At 38.9% G+C, this 23,608-nt stretch carries 22 protein-coding genes; 2 read left to right on the forward strand and 20 right to left on the reverse strand.

Annotated features, from left to right (window positions below; genetic code table 11):
- Positions 1-29: 29 nt before the first annotated feature.
- From galU to LMC10_RS05545, 11 genes are all read right to left on the reverse strand, one after another.
- The gene (gene galU, locus LMC10_RS05495; protein WP_003666398.1) at positions 30-944 is read right to left on the reverse strand and encodes a UTP--glucose-1-phosphate uridylyltransferase GalU; all 915 of its coding nucleotides are present in this window, start codon (positions 942-944) and stop codon (positions 30-32) included.
- A 64-nt stretch (positions 945-1,008) separates the two neighbouring features.
- Complete coding sequence (locus LMC10_RS05500) at positions 1,009-2,025, reverse strand: NAD(P)H-dependent glycerol-3-phosphate dehydrogenase (RefSeq protein WP_122480761.1); 1,017 nt, start codon at positions 2,023-2,025, stop codon at positions 1,009-1,011.
- Positions 2,026-2,050: 25 nt separating this feature from the next.
- The gene (gene lgt, locus LMC10_RS05505) at positions 2,051-2,878 is read right to left on the reverse strand and encodes a prolipoprotein diacylglyceryl transferase (protein WP_229269145.1); all 828 of its coding nucleotides are present in this window, start codon (positions 2,876-2,878) and stop codon (positions 2,051-2,053) included.
- Positions 2,879-3,841, reverse strand: coding sequence for an HPr(Ser) kinase/phosphatase (gene hprK, locus LMC10_RS05510; protein WP_003666394.1), 963 nt, complete (start codon positions 3,839-3,841; stop codon positions 2,879-2,881).
- Between the two features lie 13 nt (positions 3,842-3,854).
- Positions 3,855-4,211: a phage holin family protein gene (locus LMC10_RS05515; protein ID WP_003670462.1), complete on the reverse strand. Its 357-nt coding sequence runs from the start codon at positions 4,209-4,211 to the stop codon at positions 3,855-3,857.
- Entirely contained in the window at positions 4,211-4,546 is a 336-nt protein-coding gene (locus LMC10_RS05520) for a PspC domain-containing protein (protein WP_003673186.1), read from the reverse strand. The genes LMC10_RS05515 and LMC10_RS05520 overlap by 1 nt, the downstream gene beginning before the upstream one ends.
- 29 nt (positions 4,547-4,575) lie before the next feature.
- Positions 4,576-5,692, reverse strand: a protein-coding gene (prfB, locus tag LMC10_RS05525; RefSeq protein ID WP_411377811.1) for a peptide chain release factor 2 whose coding sequence is annotated in 2 segments (ribosomal slippage) — positions 4,576-5,619 and positions 5,621-5,692 — 1,116 coding nt in all. Because the reading frame shifts where the segments join, the coding sequence is not laid out codon by codon here.
- An 81-nt stretch (positions 5,693-5,773) separates the two neighbouring features.
- Positions 5,774-8,137, reverse strand: a complete 2,364-nt coding sequence (gene secA, locus LMC10_RS05530) for a preprotein translocase subunit SecA (RefSeq protein WP_003666386.1) — start codon at positions 8,135-8,137, stop codon at positions 5,774-5,776.
- 210 nt (positions 8,138-8,347) lie between these two features.
- Positions 8,348-8,896, reverse strand: coding sequence for a ribosome hibernation-promoting factor, HPF/YfiA family (gene hpf / locus LMC10_RS05535; RefSeq protein ID WP_003667436.1), 549 nt, complete (start codon positions 8,894-8,896; stop codon positions 8,348-8,350).
- A gap of 131 nt (positions 8,897-9,027) precedes the next feature.
- Positions 9,028-9,438: a ComF family protein gene (locus tag LMC10_RS05540; RefSeq protein ID WP_229269147.1), complete on the reverse strand. Its 411-nt coding sequence runs from the start codon at positions 9,436-9,438 to the stop codon at positions 9,028-9,030.
- A 250-nt stretch (positions 9,439-9,688) separates the two neighbouring features.
- A complete protein-coding gene (locus tag LMC10_RS05545; protein WP_229269148.1) occupies positions 9,689-11,020 on the reverse strand; it encodes an ATP-dependent helicase ComFA in 1,332 nt (443 codons plus the stop codon).
- A gap of 61 nt (positions 11,021-11,081) precedes the next feature.
- Here LMC10_RS05545 and LMC10_RS05550 point away from each other — a divergent pair, with 61 nt between their 5' ends.
- A complete protein-coding gene (locus tag LMC10_RS05550) occupies positions 11,082-11,714 on the forward strand; it encodes a YigZ family protein (protein WP_229269149.1) in 633 nt (210 codons plus the stop codon).
- A gap of 167 nt (positions 11,715-11,881) precedes the next feature.
- On the opposite strand, the gene LMC10_RS05555 is transcribed toward LMC10_RS05550, so the two are convergent.
- From LMC10_RS05555 to LMC10_RS05595, 9 genes are all read right to left on the reverse strand, one after another.
- Positions 11,882-13,267 (reverse strand): MFS transporter, encoded by a 1,386-nt coding sequence (locus LMC10_RS05555; protein ID WP_229269150.1) that lies wholly within the window; start codon positions 13,265-13,267, stop codon positions 11,882-11,884.
- Positions 13,267-13,677 (reverse strand): MarR family winged helix-turn-helix transcriptional regulator, encoded by a 411-nt coding sequence (locus tag LMC10_RS05560; protein ID WP_016497065.1) that lies wholly within the window; start codon positions 13,675-13,677, stop codon positions 13,267-13,269. The genes LMC10_RS05555 and LMC10_RS05560 overlap by 1 nt, the downstream gene beginning before the upstream one ends.
- Before the next feature lie 241 nt (positions 13,678-13,918).
- Complete coding sequence (locus LMC10_RS05565; protein WP_153703589.1) at positions 13,919-14,179, reverse strand: hypothetical protein; 261 nt, start codon at positions 14,177-14,179, stop codon at positions 13,919-13,921.
- 26 nt (positions 14,180-14,205) lie between these two features.
- Complete coding sequence (locus LMC10_RS05570; RefSeq protein ID WP_072575130.1) at positions 14,206-16,044, reverse strand: potassium transporter KimA; 1,839 nt, start codon at positions 16,042-16,044, stop codon at positions 14,206-14,208.
- An 84-nt stretch (positions 16,045-16,128) separates the two neighbouring features.
- On the reverse strand, positions 16,129-17,739 hold the full coding sequence (locus tag LMC10_RS05575) for an APC family permease (RefSeq protein ID WP_102815988.1): 1,611 nt from the start codon (positions 17,737-17,739) through the stop codon (positions 16,129-16,131).
- Between the two features lie 81 nt (positions 17,740-17,820).
- Positions 17,821-18,309 (reverse strand): prolyl-tRNA synthetase associated domain-containing protein, encoded by a 489-nt coding sequence (locus LMC10_RS05580; protein WP_229269151.1) that lies wholly within the window; start codon positions 18,307-18,309, stop codon positions 17,821-17,823.
- 93 nt (positions 18,310-18,402) lie between these two features.
- Positions 18,403-20,031 carry a chaperonin GroEL gene (gene groL / locus LMC10_RS05585; protein ID WP_003667426.1) on the reverse strand — a complete coding sequence of 543 codons (1,629 nt, stop codon included), beginning with the start codon at positions 20,029-20,031 and terminating at the stop codon, positions 18,403-18,405.
- A gap of 91 nt (positions 20,032-20,122) precedes the next feature.
- Complete coding sequence (gene groES, locus LMC10_RS05590) at positions 20,123-20,407, reverse strand: co-chaperone GroES (protein ID WP_003666368.1); 285 nt, start codon at positions 20,405-20,407, stop codon at positions 20,123-20,125.
- Between the two features lie 234 nt (positions 20,408-20,641).
- On the reverse strand, positions 20,642-21,286 hold the full coding sequence (locus tag LMC10_RS05595; protein ID WP_003666366.1) for a redox-sensing transcriptional repressor Rex: 645 nt from the start codon (positions 21,284-21,286) through the stop codon (positions 20,642-20,644).
- Between the two features lie 240 nt (positions 21,287-21,526).
- Between LMC10_RS05595 and LMC10_RS05600 the strand changes: the two genes are divergently transcribed.
- Positions 21,527-23,464 carry an ABC-F family ATP-binding cassette domain-containing protein gene (locus LMC10_RS05600; RefSeq protein ID WP_229269152.1) on the forward strand — a complete coding sequence of 646 codons (1,938 nt, stop codon included), beginning with the start codon at positions 21,527-21,529 and terminating at the stop codon, positions 23,462-23,464.
- The last annotated feature ends 144 nt before the right edge of the window (positions 23,465-23,608 follow it).

Raw genomic sequence — 23,608 nt, forward strand, 5'->3', positions numbered from 1 at the left:
AGGTTTATTTTTTTAGGCTGATGCTAGTCTTACTTCTTAGAATTATTTTGCTTATCTTCAGCAGCAAGCTTTGCGCCTAATTCCTTAATATATTCACGCAATTCTTCTTTAACTTGTGGGTGTTCCAAACCATATTCAATGTTTGTCTTAACCCAGCCAAACTTATTACCAACATCGTAACGGTCACCTTTGTATTCACGAGCGAATACCCGTTGAGTTTGGTTCAAAGTATCAATTGCATCAGTTAATTGAATTTCGCCGCCCTTACCTGGCTTAGTCTTTGCTAATACATCAAAGATTTCTGGAGTAAAGACATACCGACCAATAATTGCTAAATCACTTGGTGCGTCTTTAGGAGCTGGCTTTTCAACAAAGCTAGTTACGTTATAAAGCCCTGGCGTAACTTCCTTGCTAGGGTTAATTACACCATACTTTGCAGTATCTTCATGCGGAACCCGCATAACCGCAAGAGTAGATGCGCCAGTTTGGTTATAACTTTCAATTAATTGCTTCGTTAAAGCTTCATTCTTGTTGTTAATGTTATTAAGGTCATCACCAAGCATAACAACAAACGGTTCATCCCCGATAAAATCACGAGCAGTTAAAACAGCGTCCCCTAAACCACGTGGGTGAGATTGACGAATGAAGTAAATATTAACATCAGTTGTTTCTTCAACCATCTTTAACATCTCGTCCTTGTGCTTTGAACGAAGATTATCTTCCAACTCTGGATTAGAGTCAAAGTGGTCTTCAATAGACCGCTTATTCTTTCCGTCAACAACAACAATATCTTCAATTCCTGATTTGCGCGCTTCTTCAACGATAAATTGAATTGTTGGCTTATCAACAATTGGTAACATTTCCTTTGCCAATGCCTTTGTTGCAGGAAGAAAACGAGTTCCTAAACCAGCAGCAGGAATAATGGCTTTTCTAACACGTTTCATACTTGTAAAACCCTTTCCATGTTTCAATTTCTCTCAATATCCATCCTCTAGCATTTTACCATATTTATTCGTTTTCTGAAGTAAGATCTCGGTCCATTAACTGAGAAATTGCAGTTTTGATATCTTCACCTTCATACAAAACACGGTAAAGAGCTTCAGTAATTGGCATCTGTACTTGCCGTTTACGACTTAATTCATAAGCGGCCTTGGTGGTATAGACCCCCTCGATAACCATTCCCATATTATCAATTACATCTTGAAGTTTTTTTCCTTGCCCCAATTGATAGCCAGCACGCCAATTTCGAGAATTTTTACTGGTAGCAGTAACAACAAGGTCACCAACACCAGAAAGACCAATAAAAGTCATTGGGTTAGCACCAAAAGCAACCCCCAGCCGACGAATTTCTGCAAGCCCACGAGTAATCAAAGCTGCTCGTGCATTATCATGGTAGCCAAGGCCTTGGATAGCTCCAGCACCAATTGCAATAATATTCTTTAAGGCTGCTCCAAATTCCGCACCAATCACATCGTCATTAGTGTAAACACGGAAATAAGAATTACTAAATAGCTTCTGTGCCTTTTCAGCACTGGCCAGGTCCTCACAAGCAGCGGTTACAGCTGTCATATCTTTAATTGCCACATCTTCAGCATGACTCGGACCTGATAAAACAACAATTGCCTGACGGTTTTCAGGAGAAATATCTTCGCTAAGCATTTCTGATGGCCGCTTATATGTATTTTGTTCTAGGCCTTTTGTTGCGTGAATAATTAACGGTTTTTGATGTAATTCTGTCAAAATTGCATTTAATTGCTTAGCAACTTCACGAAGACCCTTTGTTGGAATTACAATCAGTATCACACTGGCACCCTTAACAGCTTCTTTCATGTCCGTTGTTGCTGTTAAGTTAGTAGAATAAACAAAATCTTTCATATAGCGAGGATTTGTATGTTCAGTATTTAATTGCTTAACTTGTTCCTCATTACGAGACCATAATGTTACATCGTGGCCATTTTCTGTAAGCATGTTTGCTAAAACACTGCCCCACGAACCAGCACCTAAAACAGCAATTTTTTCTGCCATAATTTTTTCTCCTTCTCTAATTCAATTAATTTTTGTTTATTCCGTTATCATACCACGGAATATTTTTATGACGTCGAATTATTAGTATTACTAATGCACTGACAAAAAACACTATCGAAAGTAATTGCGAAATGCGGATATTTCCGAGCATTAAACTATCGGTCCGCATTCCTTCAATAAAGAAGCGTCCAAACGCATACCACATTACATAAGTTAAGAAAATTTCACCGCGACGAAATAGATGTTTGCGATGGCGAAGTAACATTAATAATGCAAAGCCAGTTAAATCCCATAATGACTCATATAAGAATGTTGGAATTCGATAGTGACCACCAATATACATTTGGTTTATTATCCAATTCGGAATATGCTGAGCCATTAAATGCGCCCGTGTCGTAATATCACCAAATGCCTCTTGATTCATAAAGTTACCCCAACGGCCAATTCCTTGAGCCATAATAAGGGTTGGGGCAATGATATCCATCATCAGCCAACTAGATAAATGACGGTAATGGCAAAAGACAAGTAAAACAATAAAGCCTCCTAAAATCGCTCCATATATCGCAATTCCACCATCCCAGATAGCAATAATCTCACTTGGATGCTGGGAGTAGTAGCTCCACTGAAATACTACATAGTAAATTCGCGCGCAAATTATCGCAATCGGGAGCGCCCATAAAAGATAATCATAAAAATCATCTTCAGGAATTCCCTCTCGCTTTCCTTCGCGAACGGCTAACAAAAGAGCCAAAACTACCCCGCTAGCAATAATTACGCCATACCAGTGGATAGTAAACGGACCACCTTGGAAAGCAATTGGGTTTAAAGCGGCTTTTATTCCTGGATTAATCATCTAGTTTGCCGACCCCTTGTTATTTTTACTATCACGTTCTGAATTCTGCTTAATCAACTGGTTAAGGTTTCGATCAAATGTTTCGGTAGCATCATAGCCCATTGTCTCGGCCCGATAATTCATTGCGGCTGATTCAATAATAATCGCTAAATTACGACCAGTTTTAACCGGGACAGAAACTTTAGGCACAATAACGCCTTGAATTGTTTGAGTATCTCCACGGTCACCAAGACGATCAAACTGTACATCTGGAGTCCACGTTTCAAGATGTACAATTAAACTGATTTGATCAGAAGGCATAATTGCTCCTGTTCCATAAAGCGTAGAGACATCAATAATCCCAATCCCACGAATTTCCATTAAGTGTTTTAAAATTTGCGGAGCAGTCCCTACCAAAGTCTGCTCGTCACGAGCGTAAACTTCTACCCGGTCATCAGCAATCAGTCGGTGCCCACGACGAACAAGTTCCAACGCGGTTTCACTCTTACCTACTCCCGAATCACCGGTAATAAGCACTCCAACCCCACTTATATCAACTAATACACCGTGGAGAGATTTTCGTGGTGCCAAACGTTCAAGCAAGTAAGAAGTCATGTTACTTAATATTTGGGAAGAGGTTAAATGCGTTCCTAAGATTGGAATTTTCGCATCTTCCGCCGCCTTCTTTAGCTCCTTAGGAATTGGCAGATTAGTTGAGATAACAAAACATGGTGTTTGTGGCATACACATCTTTGTCATGTACTCCTCACGTTGCTCATGAGTTAAGTCTTTAGCAAATGAGGTTTCGGTGATTCCTAACAGCTGAATCCGTGCTGCGGGGTAATGCTTGAAATATCCCGCAAATTCAAGTGCTGGCCGTGAAATATCACTGGTTGTTATCTTACGTTGGAGGTAATCTTCTCCTTGTAAGACTTTCAACCGGACCTTATCAACTAATTCTTGCACCGTTACATTGTTTGGCATTTTCTCCACTCCTTTACAATCTATCCTCGTGACTTGTAATAACTGCATTGAAAATTGCCATAATAATCGCAATCAACATTGCAGAGCCAAATGACGAAAAATGAAAGTTTGCCGACCCGACAAGCATCGACGTTAGTTGTAACATTATTCCATTAATTACAACACTAAAAAGGCCTAGGGTCAAAATATTAATCGGCAACGATAAAATTACTAAAATTGGCTTAATAGCAACGTTCAAAATTGCTAAAACAAAGCTTGCCAATGGTGCAATCCAAGCACTTGTGATATAAAACATCCCTGTTCCGGCAAATAAACCAGCAAGGGCAATAAAAAGGATTGTATCAATCAATACTCGTTTCCAAAATTCCATCATGATCTTCCATTTCTTTTAATGTCTTTTTCCTCGACATTCGTTAAAGTCCGCCGAGAACGTTGGTGAGGCTGTTGAGATGTTTTTTGTGATTCACTGAAGGACTTTAGGAATCCTAGTAAATCGGGATTTTGCGGATCAGCAGGCATTATTATTATCAAAATAATATAGATAATAATGCCTGGAACAAAACCGGTAAAAATAGTCAGTAAAACATATAAAATACGTAAAATATTTGGCTGAATCTTAAAGTACTGGCCAATTCCGCCAAATACACCAGCTATCATTCGATCTGATCCTGAGCGAGTTAATCTTTTATGTTGACTTTCGCGCACTTTACTCACTTCCTTCCAAACTAAATAACTTATTGAGGATTCTTTTGACTAAGTTTCCACTGTAGGAAAGCATCAATAAATGGATCAAGGTCCCCGTCCATTACAGCTTGTCCATTATGGGTTTCATAACCTGTTCGATTATCCTTGACTAAGGTGTATGGGTGAAAAACATATGAACGAATTTGAGAACCCCAACCGATATCAAGTTGTTCACCCTCAATTTCCGCCCGCTTTTTAGCTTTCTTTTCTTCTTCCAGTTCATACAACTTTGATTTTAACATATTCATTGCAGTAACTCGGTTTTGAAGTTGGGATCTTTCAGCTTGAGAAGAGGTTACAATCCCGGTTGGAATATGCGTAATCCGAACAGCAGATTCTGTTTTGTTAATATGCTGACCACCAGCACCACTAGACCGGAATGTATCAACTCGTAAATCTGATGGATCAATATCAACTTCAACACTATCATCTAACTCTGGCATTACATCAACCGAAGCAAATGATGTATGACGCCGACCAGCCGCATCAAATGGGGAAATTCGGACAAGGCGATGGACCCCTTTTTCACTACGAAGATAACCGAACGCATTATGCCCCTTAATTAGCAGCGTAACACTCTTGATACCAGCTTCATCACCGGCTTCATAGCTTGCTGTTTCAACAGAGAAACCATGCTGTTCACCCCAACGAACATACATCCGCAGAAGCATTTCACCCCAATCTTGGGCTTCAGTACCACCTGCTCCCGGATGAATTTCTAAGATAGCATTTTTAGCGTCGTATTCCCCATCAAGAAGTTGCGTTAATCGATACTGTTCTAAAGCCTTTTGTGTTTTTGTAAAGGATGCTTCGAAATCTTTTTGTAAATCATCGTCCGGTTCAACCGCGAGCAATTCAAGCGAAGTTTCAAGATCGCTAATTTGATCACGTAAATTCACAAAGGTATCCCGTTTTTCTTTTAAAATATTATTTTCCGCAATGACCTTTTGTGCCTGCTCATTATTATTCCAAAAGTCTGGCTGAGCCATCTCTTGTTCAATTTCTGCAATGCGCTCATCTAGTGCATCTAAGTCAAAGAGACCTCCCGAAGTGCGTAACTTCTTTTTGCATTGCTTCTACTTGTTTTTTTGCTTCATTTAATTCCACACTCAAACCTCCGTTATACAACAATACGGCAGCGGTACCGCCATGGGTTACCTTACTGCCGTACCTAGTAGTAATTAACAATTAACGTGTTACATTTTGCCGAATTTCTGACTTCATGAAGAGTCGAGTAGTTTCATACTCAATATCAGCAATCATTTGTTCAAACATATGGTAACCAGCAGTTTGGTATTCAACCAATGGATTTAACTGTCCATATCCACGTAATCCAACTGACTGCCGGAATTGGTCCATAATATCAATATGATCAGTCCAGTGTGAGTCAACCACCCGCAAAATAACAACCTTTTCAAATTCAAGCATCTGTGCTGGATCATAAAGTTGCTTTTGTTTTTCCTTATAAACTCCCTGGGCAAATGTCATCAAGTAATCTACCATTTCTTGAGGTGATTTACCTTCCAGATCCTTAACTGTGATCGTATCAGGTTTGATTAAAACTTCTTCTGCAAAGTCAACAATTCCTTGTAAATCCCAATCCTTCTTGTCACCAAGTGTATGTTGATCAACTTCACGCTGGATTGTCCGTCTAAACATTGGCATAAGGACCCACTTCAGCGACTTATCTTCAGTGATAATTTGTTGCCGCTCTTTATAGATGATTTCACGCTGTTCACGCATAACATCATCATATTGAAGAACATTCTTCCGTGAATCGTAGTTGTTACCTTCAACTCGCTTTTGAGCTGATTCAACCTGGTGAGTCAAGAAACGACTTTTAATGACAGCATCTTCATCATTAACTTTCATCCGTTCTAAGAAGGCTTTGATCCGGTCTCCACCAAATCGCTTCATTAAATCATCTTCAAGCGATAGGTAGAATTGTGATAATCCCGGATCACCCTGTCGTCCAGAACGTCCACGAAGCTGATTATCAATCCGCCGTGATTCATGTCGTTCAGTACCAATAACTGCCAGTCCGCCAATTTCACGAACGCCAGGGCCTAACTTAATATCTGTTCCCCGTCCCGCCATGTTGGTAGCGATAGTTACTGCACCTTTTTGACCGGCATTTTTAACAATTTCCGCTTCCTTAGCGTGATTCTTAGCGTTTAAGACAACATGCGGAATATTCTCTTTATCAAGCAGTTGGGATAAGTATTCAGAGGTTTCAACGGCGACTGTCCCAACTAGGATTGGTTGCCCTTTAGCATGAAGTTTTTTAATCCGATCGACAACAGCTGCAAACTTACTTTGTAATGTTGGATAAAGCAAATCGGGCTCGTCTTTCCGCTGAACGGGACGGTTAGTTGGAATAGTAATAGTTTCCATGTTGTAAATTTCACGGAATTCTTCTTGTTCAGTTTTAGCAGTACCAGTCATCCCCGCCAGTTTGTTATACATCCGGAATAAGTTCTGGTACGTAATGTTAGCCATTGTCTTGTTTTCTTCTTGAATCTCTACGCCTTCTTTGGCTTCAATAGCTTGGTGAAGACCATCAGAGAAACGGCGACCTTCCATCACACGTCCAGTAAAGGAATCAACAATTAATACTTCACCATCTTGAACCACATAATCCTTATCTAAAAGCATGATGTAGTTAGCACGCAACGCCTGATCCAAGTGGTGGGTCAGCGCAGTATTTTCCGGATCATATAGATTCTTTAAGTTGAAGTATTTTTCAGCCTTTTTAATTCCTTCATCAGTTAATGAAACCGTCTTTGATTCAAGATCAATCTTGTAATCAACATCCTTCTTTAACTGCTTAACAAACCGGTCAGTTTGCTTGTACAACTTAGAAGTGCCCGTTCCTGGACCTGAAATGATTAATGGTGTCCGCGCTTCATCAATTAAAATTGAATCCACTTCATCAACTAAAGCATAGTTTAAACCACGTTGGACTTGGTCTTCTTTGTAAACAGCCATGTTATCACGAAGGTAATCAAACCCAATTTCACTATTAGTAGAATACATGATATCAGCTTTGTATGCTTCTCGTTTTTGGTCAGGACTCATTTCTGAGTTGTTAATACCAACGGAACATCCAAGCCAATTATAAAGCTGTCCCATTTCGGTAGCATCACGCTTTGACAAGTATTCATTAACTGTAATAACATGAACACCTTTTCCGGAAATCGCATTAAGATAAACCGGCATTGTAGCAGTTAATGTCTTACCTTCACCAGTCCGCATTTCTGCAATATTACCTTCGTGGAGAACAATCCCCCCCATGATCTGGACATGGAATGGATATAGTCCTAAGACCCGCTTAGCACCTTCACGAGAAACTGCGAATGCTTCTGGCAACATATGATCCAAGGATTCACCTTTTTTATAACGTTCCCGAAATTCATCAGTTTTTGCCTGAAGCTGTTCATCAGTTAGTTCAGACATTTGTTTAGCATAACTCTCGACTTTATTTGCTATTTTGTTAATTCGCCGTAATTCACGACGATCGCTTTCAATCCATTTTTTTAGAATATTGGCCATAAAAGCGTCCTTCCTACTTTCTGGCTTAAGTCCAAAATCAATAAAAAAGTACTACTCAAGCCAATTATATTTTTTACTCTAACCATAATATTTTACCACGTTCATGGTATAAATAAAAATTATTAGTATGGATATTACAAGGTGGCTATAAGTTATAAGATACAAAAAGCGCCAATGATTTCTCATCCGCGCTCTTCATATTGGCATTGACTATTCAGCTTCAATCAAGCCATAACGACCATCATTACGACGGTAAACAATGCTTGTACCATTAGTTTCAGCATCTTGGAAGATAAAGAAATTGTGTCCAAGCATATCCATTTGAAGGACAGCTTCTTCAGGATCCATTGGCTTTAATGAAACTTGCTTCGTCCGTACAATCTTTAATTCATCATCTTGTCCATCTGTTCCATCATTATCAGATGGGATGAATTCAAGGTTCTTTAAGCCCTTTTCACGTGACTTACGGTTAACCTTCGTCTTGTACTTCCGGATTTGCCGTTCAAGCTTATCAGTAACTAGGTCAATACTTCCATACATATCATTAGAAGTCTCTTCTGCCCGCAACGTTAGGTATGGAAGTGGAATTGTTACTTCAACCTTATACGTCCGGTTTGGATAAACTTTTAAGTTCACGTGGGCGGTAGCCTCAACACTATCTTCAAAGAACTTTTGAAGCTTGCTGATTCGCTTTACAACGTAATCACGAATTGACTCAGTAACTTCGACATTTTCACCACGAATATTGAACTTTAACATTGTACTTCTCTCCTTTCAGCCAAGCAATTGCTTGATCTGATATCAGAAGGACCACTCTTCTCATATCCTATTTTTATTATAGATTAGTTTGTATTAATTAACAAACTTTATTAATGCATCTTAAGAAGAATTTAACGTGCTAGTGAAACGCTACCAATCTCTTTACAGCCAGCTTGTTTAAAAAGTACTGCTGCATGGTACAACGTCCTACCTGTAGTATAGACATCATCAACTAAAAGGATCCGTTTATTAATTACTTCTTCTGGAGATTTAAGTATAAATGGTTGCTTAGTTGTAAGTCGTTCTTCTTTTGTCTTGCTTGATTGCGCTACTTTTGAACTCGCCCTAGTTCCTAAGATTGATTGGTAAGGTACTTCTCGTAATAGACCAATAACTTGATTAAAGCCACGCGTTTGCATCGTTGTCGACGTTACTGGAATTGGGACAATTAAATCTGCTTTCTGTTCATTAACTACTTTGCTAAGTTCACGCTGAAATATCACTCGTAAACGATAATCGCCATTAAATTTATAACGTTGCATATACTCTTTCATTGCTTCGTTATATCGATATAATCCTCGATGATGCAAGTGCCAACCATAAAGCTTTTCCCATGTCTGACAGTCTGCACATAAGAAACCATTTTTATTAATATTTTCTTTACCGCATCCTGCACATCCGCGATCGTTCCAGCGTACAAAACTTTCCTTACATTTAGTACAGAGTACAGGCGTGATAATTTCGCGAAAGCTAAAAATATCTCTCAAACTTAGCTGGAAAGATATTCTTTTATTACACAAAAGGCACTCCATCTATCAACCTTTGACCTTTCCGATTCAAGTACTTCACCTGGGAAATAGCTTGATTAACTTGTCGACAATTACAATTAATCCAAAAAACAACCCGTCCAGTTGGCCGACTTTGTGCGCGTCCAGCTCGACCAGCAATTTGCACTAATGCTGATGAAGAAAAGACTGGATCATCAGCACCTAAAACATAAACATCAATTTCTGGAAAAGTAACTCCCCGTTCAAGAATAGAAGTTGTGACTAAAAAGTCGTAATCACCATCACGCATTTTTTGGACTTTTTCTAATCGTTCTGGATCACTTGCATGAACAGTAGCAAAGCGGAAAGTTGTAAAAGAATGTCGCAATGCAGCTTCAACCAATACTAAATCTGCAATATGAGGAACAAATAGCAAAAAACGATGACCTTCCTTTAGCGTTTCTTGTAGCTGTTGAATAATTTGTGGGGGTAATTGCTTGCGTTCTAATCGTCGCCGCCATCCAAAAGCTAGTCTAACTTTTATTTGTGGAAGTAAATGTCCATGATAGCGAAGAGGTAAATAATTAACAACTAATCGTTTACTTTTAATTTCTCGGAGCAAAGTATCTCCTGGAGTCGCGGTTAAATAAAGACACCCTCCGTTCTTTTTTATTGCTTGCCTTGTTGCATATAATAACGAAGCATTCGCAGCATACGGAAAGGCATCTACTTCATCAATAATTAAATTATCAAAAGCATGATAGAAACGAAGCAATTGATGGGTTGTGCAAATAGTCAGTTGGGCATAATGATAAGGTAATTCTTGCCGACCATGCAAAAGAGCAATATCACAATTAGCAAAGGCAGCTTCTAAACGAGGAAATAATTCTAAACAAACATCTACTCGTGGAGAAGCTATTCCAATTCTTTCACCGCGTTTAATTGCTGCCGCAATACCTGCAAACATCATCTCAGTCTTTCCGGCACCCGTAACTGCCCATAATAATTGCTGAACATGAGCAACCATTCCCTGGGAAATTTTTTCTGAAGCTTGTTGCTGAAGAGGCGACAATTTCCCTTTCCAGGTTAATACCGGTTCAGTAACCGTAAATTGATTTGGCTCTGGAACATGATAAAATTTAGTTAACGTTGAAACACGTCCAAGATTAATGCAATGCGGACAATAGAACTCGCCTTGTGGCAAAGCACCCAGCGATTTTGCCGTGACATGATTGCAGCGATAGCATCTGATATTACCAGCGTCAATTCTGATTGTTGGGAGTTCTTGAATTCCTGATTGTATCACCTCGTGACGCGAAACCAAGACTCGTCTCCCATAATAATTTTCTAGATCCATTATTCACCTCCTACTTTATATATACGTAAACTAATTAAAATAGCACGAAGGAAGTTTAAAAATGACAGAACCATATTTAACAATTGCCAAAAACACTACTTATGAGCAAACGATTAAAAAATCACGATTTATTTGTTCCATTGCCCGTGTCTCCTCAGAAGAAGAAGCTCAACAGTTTATTGCCAGCATTCAAGCAGCTAATAAAAAAGCTACTCACAATTGTTTTGCATACATGATTGGTGACAACGACCAGATCCAGCGAGAAAGTGATAATGGCGAGCCAAGTGGAACTGCGGGAATTCCGATCCTTGAATCGCTTAAACTTTCAAAGATCCACAATGTCGTAGCAGTGGTTACCCGTTATTTCGGTGGGATTAAGCTAGGCGCAGGTGGTCTCATCCGGGCATATAGCAATACAACTACTGAAGCAATCCACCAAGCTGGTCTCGTTCAACGGATCAAGCAAGCAATTCTAAAAATCACTGTTACCTATGCTCTTCACGATCCCCTTCTTTACTATTTCAAGGAAAACAATCTTGAGGTGGCCGGTGAAGAGTATGGGGTTAACGTTGAAACAAGTATTTATGTAAACGAAACGGACTTAAAAGATGTCAAAGAAAAGCTCATTAATCGTTTTAACGATCAGCTTCAAATAACTGAAGGCGATCAGCGATTTAACGAAATTCCATATTAAAAGGGGGCTCGAAAACGAAGTCACGAGTGACTTCGTTTTCGAGCCCCCGCAAGCAACAATAGGCCATCAGTGTTCGACTTTGCCGGACGCTGATGGCCATTGTTGTACTGCGCTGTTCGTATTTTATGGAAGTGACCTAACTTATGTCACAACTCCTTTTTAATATTTTATTTTTTCACACTTCGATAGTAACTTATCCAAATTATAATACAAAAAACCGTTAACATACCAAAGGCTTCTTGAGTACCAATTGCCGTTGAGACCCGACGAACAACATTTAAGTGCGATTGATTAGCAGCTACAATCATCGCTACTAATGATGTCCCAATTGCCCCGGCAAATTGCTGCAAAGTATTAAGGATTGCATTTCCTTGTGATTGCTTTGCTTTACCAACAACAGTTAATGCACTTGTCATTACGCAACCCATGCACATTCCCATTCCACCCATATAGAGAATATAAACAAGCGCAATAAATATATTTGTTAAATGCCGTCCAGAAACTGTAAAAGCAATAAGCGCAATTAAGCACAATGAAGTCCCAATCAGAATAGGCTTGCGAGCGCCAAATTTATCTAAAATCCGTCCTCCCAATGGGGCAAATATCGCACCCACAAAACCAGCTGGAAGGACAATCAAGCCAGCTGTCATTGCACTATTACCATTTACCAATTGAATATAGTTTGGTAAAAGAAATGCAAAACCTAATGAAATAAGTTGGGTTAAAAAGAAGCCAAGAACATGCCCAGAAAATTTTTTGTTTCTAAATAATCGTAATTGTAAAATTGGTTCTTTTAGGGTTAATGAGCGCCAAGCAAAAAGTCCCATTCCTAAGATTCCGATTAACAATGCACCACCAACTGAAAAGGTCATGAAGGCTTGGCTTCCCAGGTTACTAAATCCTGTTACAAAACCACAGAACATGAATACAATCATTAACATGCTAAAAAGATCAATTTGTTGCTTTTTAATCGGTGATTTTTGGGTAATTCCCCATTCACCAAGCACAAACGAAATAATTAAAAGCGGAATTAATGAATAAAATACCCACCGCCAATTAAGCTTGCTGGCAACGATTCCACCAAAAGTAGGACCAATCGCTGGGGCAACTCCAGTAATAAGATTTCCAATCCCCATCATAAAGCCAATTCTGCTTGTTGGAACTTGCTCCATAATAATATTAAACATCAATGGTAATGCAATCCCAGTTCCTATTCCCTGAATTGCACGACCAACTAAAAGTACCCCAAATGATGGCGCCAGTGCATCAATAATTATTCCACCGATAAAAAGCAAGTTTGCAACTGTAAAAAGCATCTTTGTTCGGTAAGAGCTTTTCAAAATTGCCGATAAGGGAACAACGATTGCAACCAAGAGCAAATAAATGGAAGTCATCCATTGAACCTGATTAGTAGTAATCGAAAATTCACGCATCAGGATCGGAAAAGTCACATTCATCGCTGTCTCTACAATTACCCCACAAAATGACATCAATCCGGTTGCCACAATCGCTGCAACAACTTTTGCCGGAATTTTTTCAGTATTCGTACTCATTATTTCTCCTCGATCATCGTTGATAAGAATCGTTTTATTTTCGAAATGTCCTGTTCACTAAAATCTGCTTTTAATTTCTCTTCGTATTGTGTAATGTACGCACTTACATCTGAAGATAATTTTTGGCCTTCTGCAGTAAGCGTAACGATTTTTTGACGGCGATCTTCAGGTGACGGATAACGTTCAATTAAATTTTTCTTTGCCATTCGTTGAAGCAATACAGTAGTAGTTGATCTCTTTATTCCAAATTCATTTTCAATCTGGTGTTGATCACAACTATTTCCCGGGAAATGCGTTAAAAAATCAATAATCGACATTTGCGTCCCTGTCAATCCATACTGCTGCGCAAATGCATTCATTTCTTGATTCATCGCATTGTTAGCTTGTTTTACTAAACGACCTATTAGCAATTTTCATCTCTCCTTTTTGTTAGTCGACTAACAAAAAGAATAATATGATTTAGCTTATTAGTCAATATAAAAAGGACTGTGACATAAGTTAAGTTACTTTCATAAAAAGCAAATACGCAGTACAACAATGGCCTCCAACGTCCGACAAAGCCGAACATTGGAGGCCTACTGTTGCTTGCGGGGGCTCGAAAACGAAGTCACAAGTGACTTCTGTCTCGCTCCCTCAATAAGTTTTATTTAATTATCCTAAAATCATTTCAGCAATATCAAGGACAATGATAATCCCTAAAATACTGCTTAAAAGCACTAAAATTTTTCTCGTATGTTGATCTTTTGATTGCAGTTTTTCCCAATTCATTCCTGCATACGCAACTAAGATCAAAGCACAGCCAATGATACCGTATATTCCAGAATGAAAGCCACGATTATCAATGGTATAACTCGCTGCCATAAATAGGCCAATTGCAAACAAAAGTCCCCATAATAGTTGCTTTTTATTCATTAAATCAATACTTTCTCTCTAATAAACTATTCTTGAAGGTGGTAGTTATAACTAGCAACAATAATATTTTCTCGGGAATTCAATAACGCCCGTAAACGAACACTGGTCTGATTATGTAAGGCCAATTGCCATGGATGTTTAGGAATAAATTGCGGAACAAGAACAGTCGTCGAATAATTTCTTGCTTCTGCTCGTTTTGCAATCACATCAACGAAACGTAACGTTGGTTTAGCGATTGAACGGTACGAAGAATGAATATCAACAAAACGGACATCTGGATATTCAGCTTTAAATTCATTTGCTGTTTTATGCTCTTTGCCTGGATTTTCATCAAATGAAACATGCATGGCAATAACATAATCACCAATCGACCGAGCATAGTTAATTGCACCACGAGTTACCCGTGTTACATTACCAACTAAAACAATCACCGTTGCGCCATCGTAATCATGTAATTGGACTTTCGTCTTTTCAGCAACCCGCAATTGAGCAGCAACTTTTACATAGTGCCGGTGAATCGAATGGAACATCCATAAAAGCAGCGGCATGATAATCAAGTATGGCCAAACATTTGCAAAGTGTTGCCAGAACAAGCAAATAACAAGGATAAATGAGATCAAAGCCCCTACTAAGTTAATAAAGGCTTTTCCTAGCCAGAAGCCTTCCCGTTCTCTAAACCAGTGAATAATCATCCCAGATTGCGATAAAGTAAATGGAACAAATACACCCACTGCATAAAGTGGAATTAACATATTAGTCTGACCATGGAAGATTAAGATCAAAATAATTGCTCCAATTGCCAAGGAAATAATTCCGTTGGAGTAACCTAACCGATCACCACGATCCATGAAGGCGTGCGGCATATATTTATCTTTGGCCATATTAAAAGCAAGAATTGGAAAGGCAGAGAAACCAGTATTGGCGGCGACTGCTAAAATCATTGCAGTTGAAAGTTGCAAGAGGTAAAAACCTAACCCATGCCCACCAAAGATTTGCGCTGCCATTTGGGAGAGGATTGTTGTCCGTGAATTAGGAACTACTCCCAGGTAAAAGCTAAAGAAGATAACGGCAATAAAGAAGAACGCTAAAATAGCACTCATAATTGCCAGGGTAGTTGATGCATTCTTTTCTTTAGGCTTATTAAAGTTAGGAACAGCATTACTTACGGCTTCCACCCCAGTTAAGGATGACGAACCAGCCGAGAATGCCCGAATAAGCAAAACAAATGACATTCCCGATACCGGTGTTCCATAATCGACAATTGCCCGGTAATGAATATGACCAGTGGCAATATTATAGCCACCCCACACTACCATCACAATCATCATAATAACAAAGAAATATACCGGAATTGTGAGGAAGTTTGCACTTTCACTCATTCCCCGTAAATTCATAAACATGATTAAAAGAACGATAACGATCCCGATTGGAATTGAAAATTTATATAAAGCAGGAACTGCCGAAGTAATCGCTTCAACTCCAGATGTCGTTGAAACGGCCACCGTTAACATATAGTCAACTAGTAATGATCCTCCAGCAAATAATCCCCCATTACTCCCCCAATTCCGTGTGGCAACGACATAAGCACCACCACCACTAGGATAGGCATGAATGATTTGTTGGTATGATAACGTGATAGCTAACAAAAGGACCAACACAACTGCCGCAATCGGGATTGAATACCAGATTGCTGCTGCAGATAAAGTTACCAGAACAGTTGTAATTTGCTCTGGTCCATATGCTACTGACGATATTGCGTCAGAAGAAAGCATGGCTAATGCTTTAAATTTAGTTAAGTGTGTTTGCCCTTCATCAAGGGTTTTTAACGGTTTCCCGATTAAAACACGTTTCAAATAGCGCCACATACTATTTCTCCTTTGATTTTTACACTTTTTAAGTAGGTGACAATACTACAATTTATTTTTTAATTTTGCAACCTACAAATATATCTATTGATCTTTTTCTGGCATCTTTACCTTGGCATTAACCTTTTCTGCCGCAGGATCGATTTTTTTCATCCGGCTAGCCACAGCCCACCGGTAAAATCCTAGCGAGCAGATGATAATAACAACAAAATCCCATGGGTACTTCAACCAGTCCTTGCCGCCAAATCCTTCACTCCCAATGTAAGAAACTATTGAGATAAAAACAAGATAAGCCAACATCCAATAACTATTGCGTAAGTCACGTAGCCCTGATGCGTGACGATACTTAACTTCATAATAAAGATAAATTGGTAAGCCTAATAAGATAACCCCAATTACCTGGACAGTTGTTGGCCACATTGTCCAATAAATTGAAAGACTCGTCAAGACAAATGCAAATGGCGCTAACCAGGACATAAAATGTGGATGAAACGGCCGCTTTAAATTAGCATCCATTTTACGAAGCGACATTACAGTAACCGGCCCAGTAAGATAAGCAATTAAAGTTGAACCAGTAATTACAGTGGCTAACAAACTCCAATTTCTAAAGAGACTAACCATTACCACTGCTAAAATCAGATCCACAACCATTGCAAACCGCGGAATCATGTAGCGCCGTTCTAGCCGTCCCAACCATTGGGGCAAATGTCCGGTATGAGTCATTGCTGCTAATGCTCGTGAGGCAGTCGCCACGAACGCAACCCCTGTTCCAAATGGTGAAACAAAAGCATCCATATATAGTAAAATTGCAAGCCAATTCATCCCCAGCAGGATCGCAATATCAGCAAATGGAGACGTATAGTTAATCCCATGCCATCCTTTTTGCGCTAATAAGTTCGGATCAATCGCTCCAATAAAAGCAACTTGTAACATGACATAGATCACAGCGGTAATAATCATTGAAATCAATACGCCTCGCACGATATTTTTATGAGGATTAATCATTTCTCCTCCCATGTTGATTACCGTTTGAAAGGCATCATAAGACATAATAATTCCAGAAATAGCAGCTGCTTCAAAGATTGACCGGCTACCATATGGCATAAAAGTAGTTACGCTATGACCAAAATTGCTAGGATGAAAACCCGCTGCAATAAGCATCACAATTGTTAATGTTGGTAATAAAATCTTAAAAATTGATATTAGATTAGTAAAGCGAGTCATCAATTTTACCGACCAGAAATTGATCAAAGTAAAAACCAGCATAAAGCCAAATACAACTAACAATCCAGGAGTCGTAATATTACCGTTCTTCATAAAGTGGTGGGTCCAATTTGCCCATGCCCACGGCCACGAGCTCATATATTGAACCGAGGCCACCGCTTCCATTGGGACTAACGTGATTAATGAAATCCAATTTGCCCATGCAGCAATAAAGCCTAAAAACGGACCGTGGCTATACTGAGCATAACGACTCATCCCTCCACTTTCTGGAAACATTGCCCCTAATTCAACATAAGTAAGGGCAATGCTAATAATGATTATTGCCCCTAAGATCCACGACAAAATAGCAGCTGGTCCCGCAACCTTTGCAGCAGTTCCGGCACCAAACAACCACCCTGAACCAATTAAGGAATTTAAGGCAAGCATTACACCAGAAAATAACGTTATCTTCTGGAACTTCATTTTTTCCATTTCTTAGTTCCTTTCAGTTATAGTTTGGTTAAAAATTAATACTAATTTACTTTACCACAATTTAAGATTTTTAGATTAACTTTATAGTTGAACCGCCTTAACCGGATTACCATTCTGCTTTATTATTTGAAGCAAATCTTTTATTCCTAAAATCACAGTGGCCGTATTAATGTTTGGGTGACAACCTATTAAATCCTCGTTCTTAAAGATATCAGCATCAATAATAAAGGTAACCTGATGTTGTTTATCATTAAACAAGTTAAAAGGTGAAACAGCCCCACTTGTTATTCCTAACTTCATAGCTAATTCTTCTGGACCGGCAAATGAAAACCGACTAGTCGATAGATTCTCTTTCAATTTTTTCATATTGAGACGCTTATTTTCTAAGAGTGTAACTAAATAATAGCCAGCTTTATTTTTTAGAAAAAGGTTTTTCGTGCGAGCAAATTGATATTCTTGAACATACTTGTCTGCTTGTTCCGCTGTATAGACTGGGGGATGAGTAACAATTTGATAGTTTATTTTTTCGTTGTCTAAATATTTATAGACACTGGTCGCATTTTTCGTCATTGATTTTCCTCCAACAAAAAAAGATCCCAACATTTGAAAAAACAAACATTAGAATCTTTTCTGCCCACAAAATTAAATTTTAGTCAAATGGTATTACATCATACCGCCCATGCCGCCTTGTGGAGCAGCAGGAGCTTGGTTATTAGCATTTGGATCTGGCTTATCAGCAACAACCGCTTCAGTAGTAAGAAGCAATGCTGATACGGAAGCAGCGTTTTGAAGAGCAGAACGGGTAACCATTGTTGGGTCAACAATACCAGCCTTGATCATATCTTCAAACTTGCCATCTGCAGCGTTGTAACCAATGCCTTCTTTTTCATTCTTTAATTCATTAACAATAACAGAGCCTTCAACACCAGCGTTTTCAGCAATTTGACGAACTGGTGCTTCAAGGGCAGCCTTAACAATATTGATACCAGTTAATTCATCACCATCGGCTTCAATCTTGTCAAGAGCAGGAATTACGTTAATTAAAGCAGTTCCACCACCAGGAACAAATCCTTCTTGAACAGCAGCACGAGTAGCGTTCAAGGCATCTTCAATCCGGTACTTCTTTTCCTTCAATTCAGTTTCAGTTGCGGCACCAACCTTAACAACGGCAACCCCACCTGAAAGCTTTGCAAGACGTTCTTGAAGCTTTTCCTTGTCGAAGTCGGAAGTTGACTTAGCAATTTCTTGCTTAATTTGGTCAACACGTTCTTGGATAGCTTCCTTTGAACCAGCACCATCAACGATAGTAGTAGTATCCTTTGTAACTGTAACCTTGTTTGCTTGACCTAATTGATCAACAGTAGCGTCCTTTAGACTCATCCCAAGGTCGTCAGAAATAACTGTACCACCAGTCAAAACAGCAATATCTTGAAGTTGAGCCTTACGACGGTCACCAAAGCCAGGAGCCTTAACAGAAACAACATTAAAGGTACCACGAATCTTGTTCAATACAAGAGTTGGTAATGCTTCACCAGTAATGTCATCGGCAATGATCAAGAGAGCACGGCCTTCTTGAACAACTGATTGAAGCAATGGCAAAATGTCTTGGATATTACTAATCTTCTTGTCAGTAATCAAAATATATGGGTTGTCAAGGTCTGCTTCCATCTTGTCGTTATCAGTTACCATGTATTGTGACATGTAACCACGATCAAAGCTCATTCCTTCAACAACATCAACACTAGTGTCAACACCACGAGAATCTTCGATAGTAATTACACCATCATGGCCAACCTTTTCCATTGCATCAGCAATTAACTTACCAACTTCTGGATTAGCAGCTGAAATAGAAGCAATTTGTTCGATATCATCCTTTGTCTTCACATCGTGTGACATCTTCTTCAAAGCTTCAACAGCAACTTCGGTAGCCTTGTCAATACCACGACGAATACCAACTGGGTTTGCACCAGAGGTAACGTTCTTCATACCAGCATTAACAATTGCTTGGGTTAAAACAGTAGCAGTTGTAGTACCATCACCGGCAATATCGTTAGTCTTTGAAGCAACTTCGGCTACTAACTTTGCACCCATATTTTCAAATTGGTTTTCAAGTTCAATGCTCTTAGCAATAGTTACACCATCATTAGTAATAGTTGGTGTGCCATAGCTTTGTTCCAAAACAACATTCCGTCCCTTTGGACCCATTGTTGTCTTAACAGTATCAGCTAATTTATCAACACCACTGAGCATAGCGCTCCGTGCATCTTCAGAAAACTTAATTTCTTTTGCCATTTATGTCACCTCAAAATTAAATTCATTATTTAAAAGAGACGGTGAAGGAATTTTATTCTTTCTGTCTCCTGCTCTTAATTCGCTTATTTAACTATTCAACGATTGCTACTAAGTCTTTAGCATGAACAACTAAGAACTTTTCACCGTTGTATTCTACTTCGTTGCCTGCGTACTTATCAAATAATACGCGATCGCCTTCCTTAACAGCTGGAGCAAGCTTTTGTCCGTTTTCTAAAGTACGACCTTCTCCAACGGCAATAACCTTTCCAGTAGTTGGCTTTTCCTTCACATTGGAAGCAAGGACAATTCCACCAACTGTCTTTTCTTCTTCAGTTTCAGCTTTTAGAACAACGCGATCTCCTAATGGTTTTAACACGTTAATCCCTCCATCTTGTTAATAAATTTTATTTTTAGCACTCAAACTCTTCAAGTGCTAACCACATGTTTAAATATAACATGTTCTCTTTAAAATGCAACAAAAACACTTTGACTTTTTTTGACCATTTTTCAAAGCTTAAGAGATCATACCTACAACCAATGACTTTTATTAATAATTTAGTAAACAAAAAGCATTGGTTGAACGCTTTCATTAAACCAATGCTCTCCTAATTTATTCAATTGAATCTTCAGTATAATTTTTAATGAAGTAAATTAATGTTTGAAGTTCGTTTGTTAAGTCAATATTTTGAACTTGAACATTTTTGGGCACAGATAAACGAACAGGAGTAAAGTTAAGAATTCCCTTTACACCAGCTTCAACTAATTGGTCCGCAACGTGTTGGGCCTTGATTCCTGGAACGGTTAGAATAACAACATCAATTTGTTGCTCTTTTAACTGCTTTACCATATCCTCGGATGGGTAAATTGGAATACCACTTTTGACTGTATTGGCATATTCTGGCTTAGTATCAAATGCCGCACTGATCCGTAAATTGGTATCCTGGTGAAAATTAAAGTTTAACAAGGCACTTCCCAAACTACCAACCCCGACTAAGGCAACACTAACTAATGAGTCTTGATGCAAGATTCCTTTAAAAAACTTTAATAAACTTTCAACGTCATAACCGTATCCCCGCTTACCTAATTCACCAAAATATGAAAAGTCACGACGAATCGTTGCCGAATCAACTTGCACAGCCTCCGAAAGCTCAGTTGATGACACCCGTTGCTTGTTTGCGTCTTTCAATACATTTAAATAACGGAAATATATTGGCAACCGTTTCGCAGTCGCGCGTGGAATCTTTTTATTAGCCATTCTACTTTTGTTCCTCCTAAAATAAGCCCTTCTCAACCTAGTTTGCCAACAAATTACTAAGTTTTTGACAAGGATAATATTAATAATTTTTACTTTGTGAAATTTGAGTCTGTGTATATTCTAGCAATTAAACCCTTTTTTGTGAACTAAAATACAAAAATATTTTCAACTTTTTATTTAAAATTAAAAATCTGCTAAAATAAAACCATATTAAATCAACGAATTAAATGAGGTTTCAATATGTTACTTTTACAGACAAATGACGTTGTGCGTCGATTTGGCGCGGACGTTTTATTTCACAATATGAACATGCAAATCCAAGAGCATGGCCGTACTGCGCTTGTTGGGCGTAATGGTGCTGGTAAAACGACCTTGTTAAAAATGATTGCTGGAATCACCGAACCAGATGAAGGAACAATTACGAAGGTTAAAGATTTGACAATTGGGTACTTGGCCCAGGATCAAGGACTCGATAGTCAAAATAGCATTTGGACTGAACTAGATACTGTTTTTACCCCTCTCCACAAAATGGAAACGCAAATCCATGATCTTGAACAACAACTTGCTGACCTTGATAGTTCCGATAGCAATTATCAACAAATTCTTTCAACATACGATAATTTACAAACTGCCTTTAAGAAACAGGGTGGTTTCGAATACGAATCACGTATGCGAGGAATTCTACATGGATTTGGTTTTGGCGAAGATAGTTATGATACGCCAATTAATTCCCTTTCAGGAGGGCAAAAAACTAAACTCGCCTTAGCAAAGATTCTTCTGCAAGCACCGGGGCTTTTGATTCTAGATGAACCGACTAACCACCTCGACATGAACGTTCTTTCATGGTTGGAAGATTATCTTAAAAGTTATCAAGGCGCATTGCTTATCGTCTCTCACGACCGTTACTTCTTAGATCGTGTTGTCAGCGATGTTTATGATCTCGATAATAAAACACTCACCCACTATACTGGTAACTACACGCAATTTGTTAAACACAAGCAAGAACGATTACAAGCAGAGTGGAAACACTATGACCAACAACAAAAAAAGATTGCTAAGCTAGAAGACTTTGTTAATCGAAATATTGTTCGTGCCTCAACAACTAAACGTGCTCAGGCGCGGCGAAAGCAATTAGAAAAAATGGAGCGGCTTGAGCGTCCAGAAACTGATGATAAATCAATCCATTTCCAATTCCATTCTGAAAAAGATAGCGGAAATGAAGTTCTTGATGTGGAGCAGGCAAAAGTTGGCTACGATGAACAGATCCTTGCTGGGCCGCTTTCGTTTAATGTCCGCAAGCCGCAGCGCGTTGGGATTATCGGACCAAATGGAATCGGAAAATCAACTTTACTTAAATCTATTCTCCATAAAATTCCGTTAATTAGTGGAACAATTAAACTCGGTGCTAACCTCGATATCGGTTACTATGACCAGGAACAACAACAATTGCACCCAAATAAAACCGTTTTAGAAGAAGTATGGGATGACCATCCAGAAGTACCTGAAAAAGATATTCGCTCATTATTAGGTAGTTTCTTATTCGTTGGTGATGATGTTTATAAAGTCGTTCATGACCTATCTGGTGGTGAAAAGGCACGATTGGAGTTAACTAAACTCTCATTTAAACCAATTAATTTTCTTATCCTTGATGAACCGACTAACCACTTAGATATCGATAGTCGAGAAGTGCTCGAAAACGCAATTAACGAATTTAGCGGAACCGTTCTCTTTATTTCTCACGACCGTTACTTTATTAATCAGGTTGCAACCGATATCTTAGCAATGGAACACGACGGAATTAAACATTACGAAGGCAATTATGATGACTACCTAATTGCTAAGGAAAAAGAAAGTTCATCTGAAGCTACTTCACATAATTCCACCACCATTACTAAAGCACCAGCTGGTAAACAATCCTATCAGCAAAGCAAAGAACAGCAGCGTGCTCGCCGAAAAATTCAGCGACAAGTCGATGAGCTAGAACAACAGATGGGGGAATTAGAAGAAAAGCAAACCGCAATTCAAGAACAAATGAGTCAACCAGAGATCGCTACGGATATTGGAAAATTAACCGATCTTCAAAAAGAGCTTGATGAATTATCAGCTAAATCTGAAGAAGTTGAACTTGCATGGACAGAAGCAGCAGAAAAACTGGAAGAATTTGATCAAGAAAACTAAAGGGAGCGAGACAGAAGTCACTTGTGACTTCGTTTTCGAGCCCCCGCAAGCAACAATAGGCCTTCAGCGTTCGGTTTTGCCGGACGTTGAAGGCCATTGTTGTACTGCGTATTCGCTTTTTATGAAAGTAACTTAACTTATGTC

This window comes from Limosilactobacillus reuteri subsp. simiae (assembly GCF_020784875.1).
Taxonomy (GTDB): Bacteria; Bacillota; Bacilli; order Lactobacillales; family Lactobacillaceae; genus Limosilactobacillus; species Limosilactobacillus reuteri_H.

Coding starts and splice junctions, on each gene's coding strand:
- galU (WP_003666398.1), bottom strand. CDS start 944: ATGAAACGTGTTAGAAAAGCCATTATTCCTGCTGCTGGTTTAGGAACT.
- LMC10_RS05500 (WP_122480761.1), bottom strand. CDS start 2,025: ATGGCAGAAAAAATTGCTGTTTTAGGTGCTGGTTCGTGGGGCAGTGTT.
- lgt (WP_229269145.1), bottom strand. CDS start 2,878: ATGATTAATCCAGGAATAAAAGCCGCTTTAAACCCAATTGCTTTCCAA.
- hprK (WP_003666394.1), bottom strand. CDS start 3,841: ATGCCAAACAATGTAACGGTGCAAGAATTAGTTGATAAGGTCCGGTTG.
- LMC10_RS05515 (WP_003670462.1), bottom strand. CDS start 4,211: ATGGAATTTTGGAAACGAGTATTGATTGATACAATCCTTTTTATTGCC.
- secA (WP_003666386.1), bottom strand. CDS start 8,137: ATGGCCAATATTCTAAAAAAATGGATTGAAAGCGATCGTCGTGAATTA.
- hpf (WP_003667436.1), bottom strand. CDS start 8,896: ATGTTAAAGTTCAATATTCGTGGTGAAAATGTCGAAGTTACTGAGTCA.
- LMC10_RS05540 (WP_229269147.1), bottom strand. CDS start 9,438: ATGCAACGTTATAAATTTAATGGCGATTATCGTTTACGAGTGATATTT.
- LMC10_RS05545 (WP_229269148.1), bottom strand. CDS start 11,020: ATGGATCTAGAAAATTATTATGGGAGACGAGTCTTGGTTTCGCGTCAC.
- LMC10_RS05550 (WP_229269149.1), top strand. CDS start 11,082: ATGACAGAACCATATTTAACAATTGCCAAAAACACTACTTATGAGCAA.
- LMC10_RS05555 (WP_229269150.1), bottom strand. CDS start 13,267: ATGAGTACGAATACTGAAAAAATTCCGGCAAAAGTTGTTGCAGCGATT.
- LMC10_RS05565 (WP_153703589.1), bottom strand. CDS start 14,179: ATGAATAAAAAGCAACTATTATGGGGACTTTTGTTTGCAATTGGCCTA.
- LMC10_RS05570 (WP_072575130.1), bottom strand. CDS start 16,044: ATGTGGCGCTATTTGAAACGTGTTTTAATCGGGAAACCGTTAAAAACC.
- LMC10_RS05575 (WP_102815988.1), bottom strand. CDS start 17,739: ATGGAAAAAATGAAGTTCCAGAAGATAACGTTATTTTCTGGTGTAATG.
- LMC10_RS05580 (WP_229269151.1), bottom strand. CDS start 18,309: ATGACGAAAAATGCGACCAGTGTCTATAAATATTTAGACAACGAAAAA.
- groL (WP_003667426.1), bottom strand. CDS start 20,031: ATGGCAAAAGAAATTAAGTTTTCTGAAGATGCACGGAGCGCTATGCTC.
- LMC10_RS05595 (WP_003666366.1), bottom strand. CDS start 21,286: ATGGCTAATAAAAAGATTCCACGCGCGACTGCGAAACGGTTGCCAATA.
- LMC10_RS05600 (WP_229269152.1), top strand. CDS start 21,527: ATGTTACTTTTACAGACAAATGACGTTGTGCGTCGATTTGGCGCGGAC.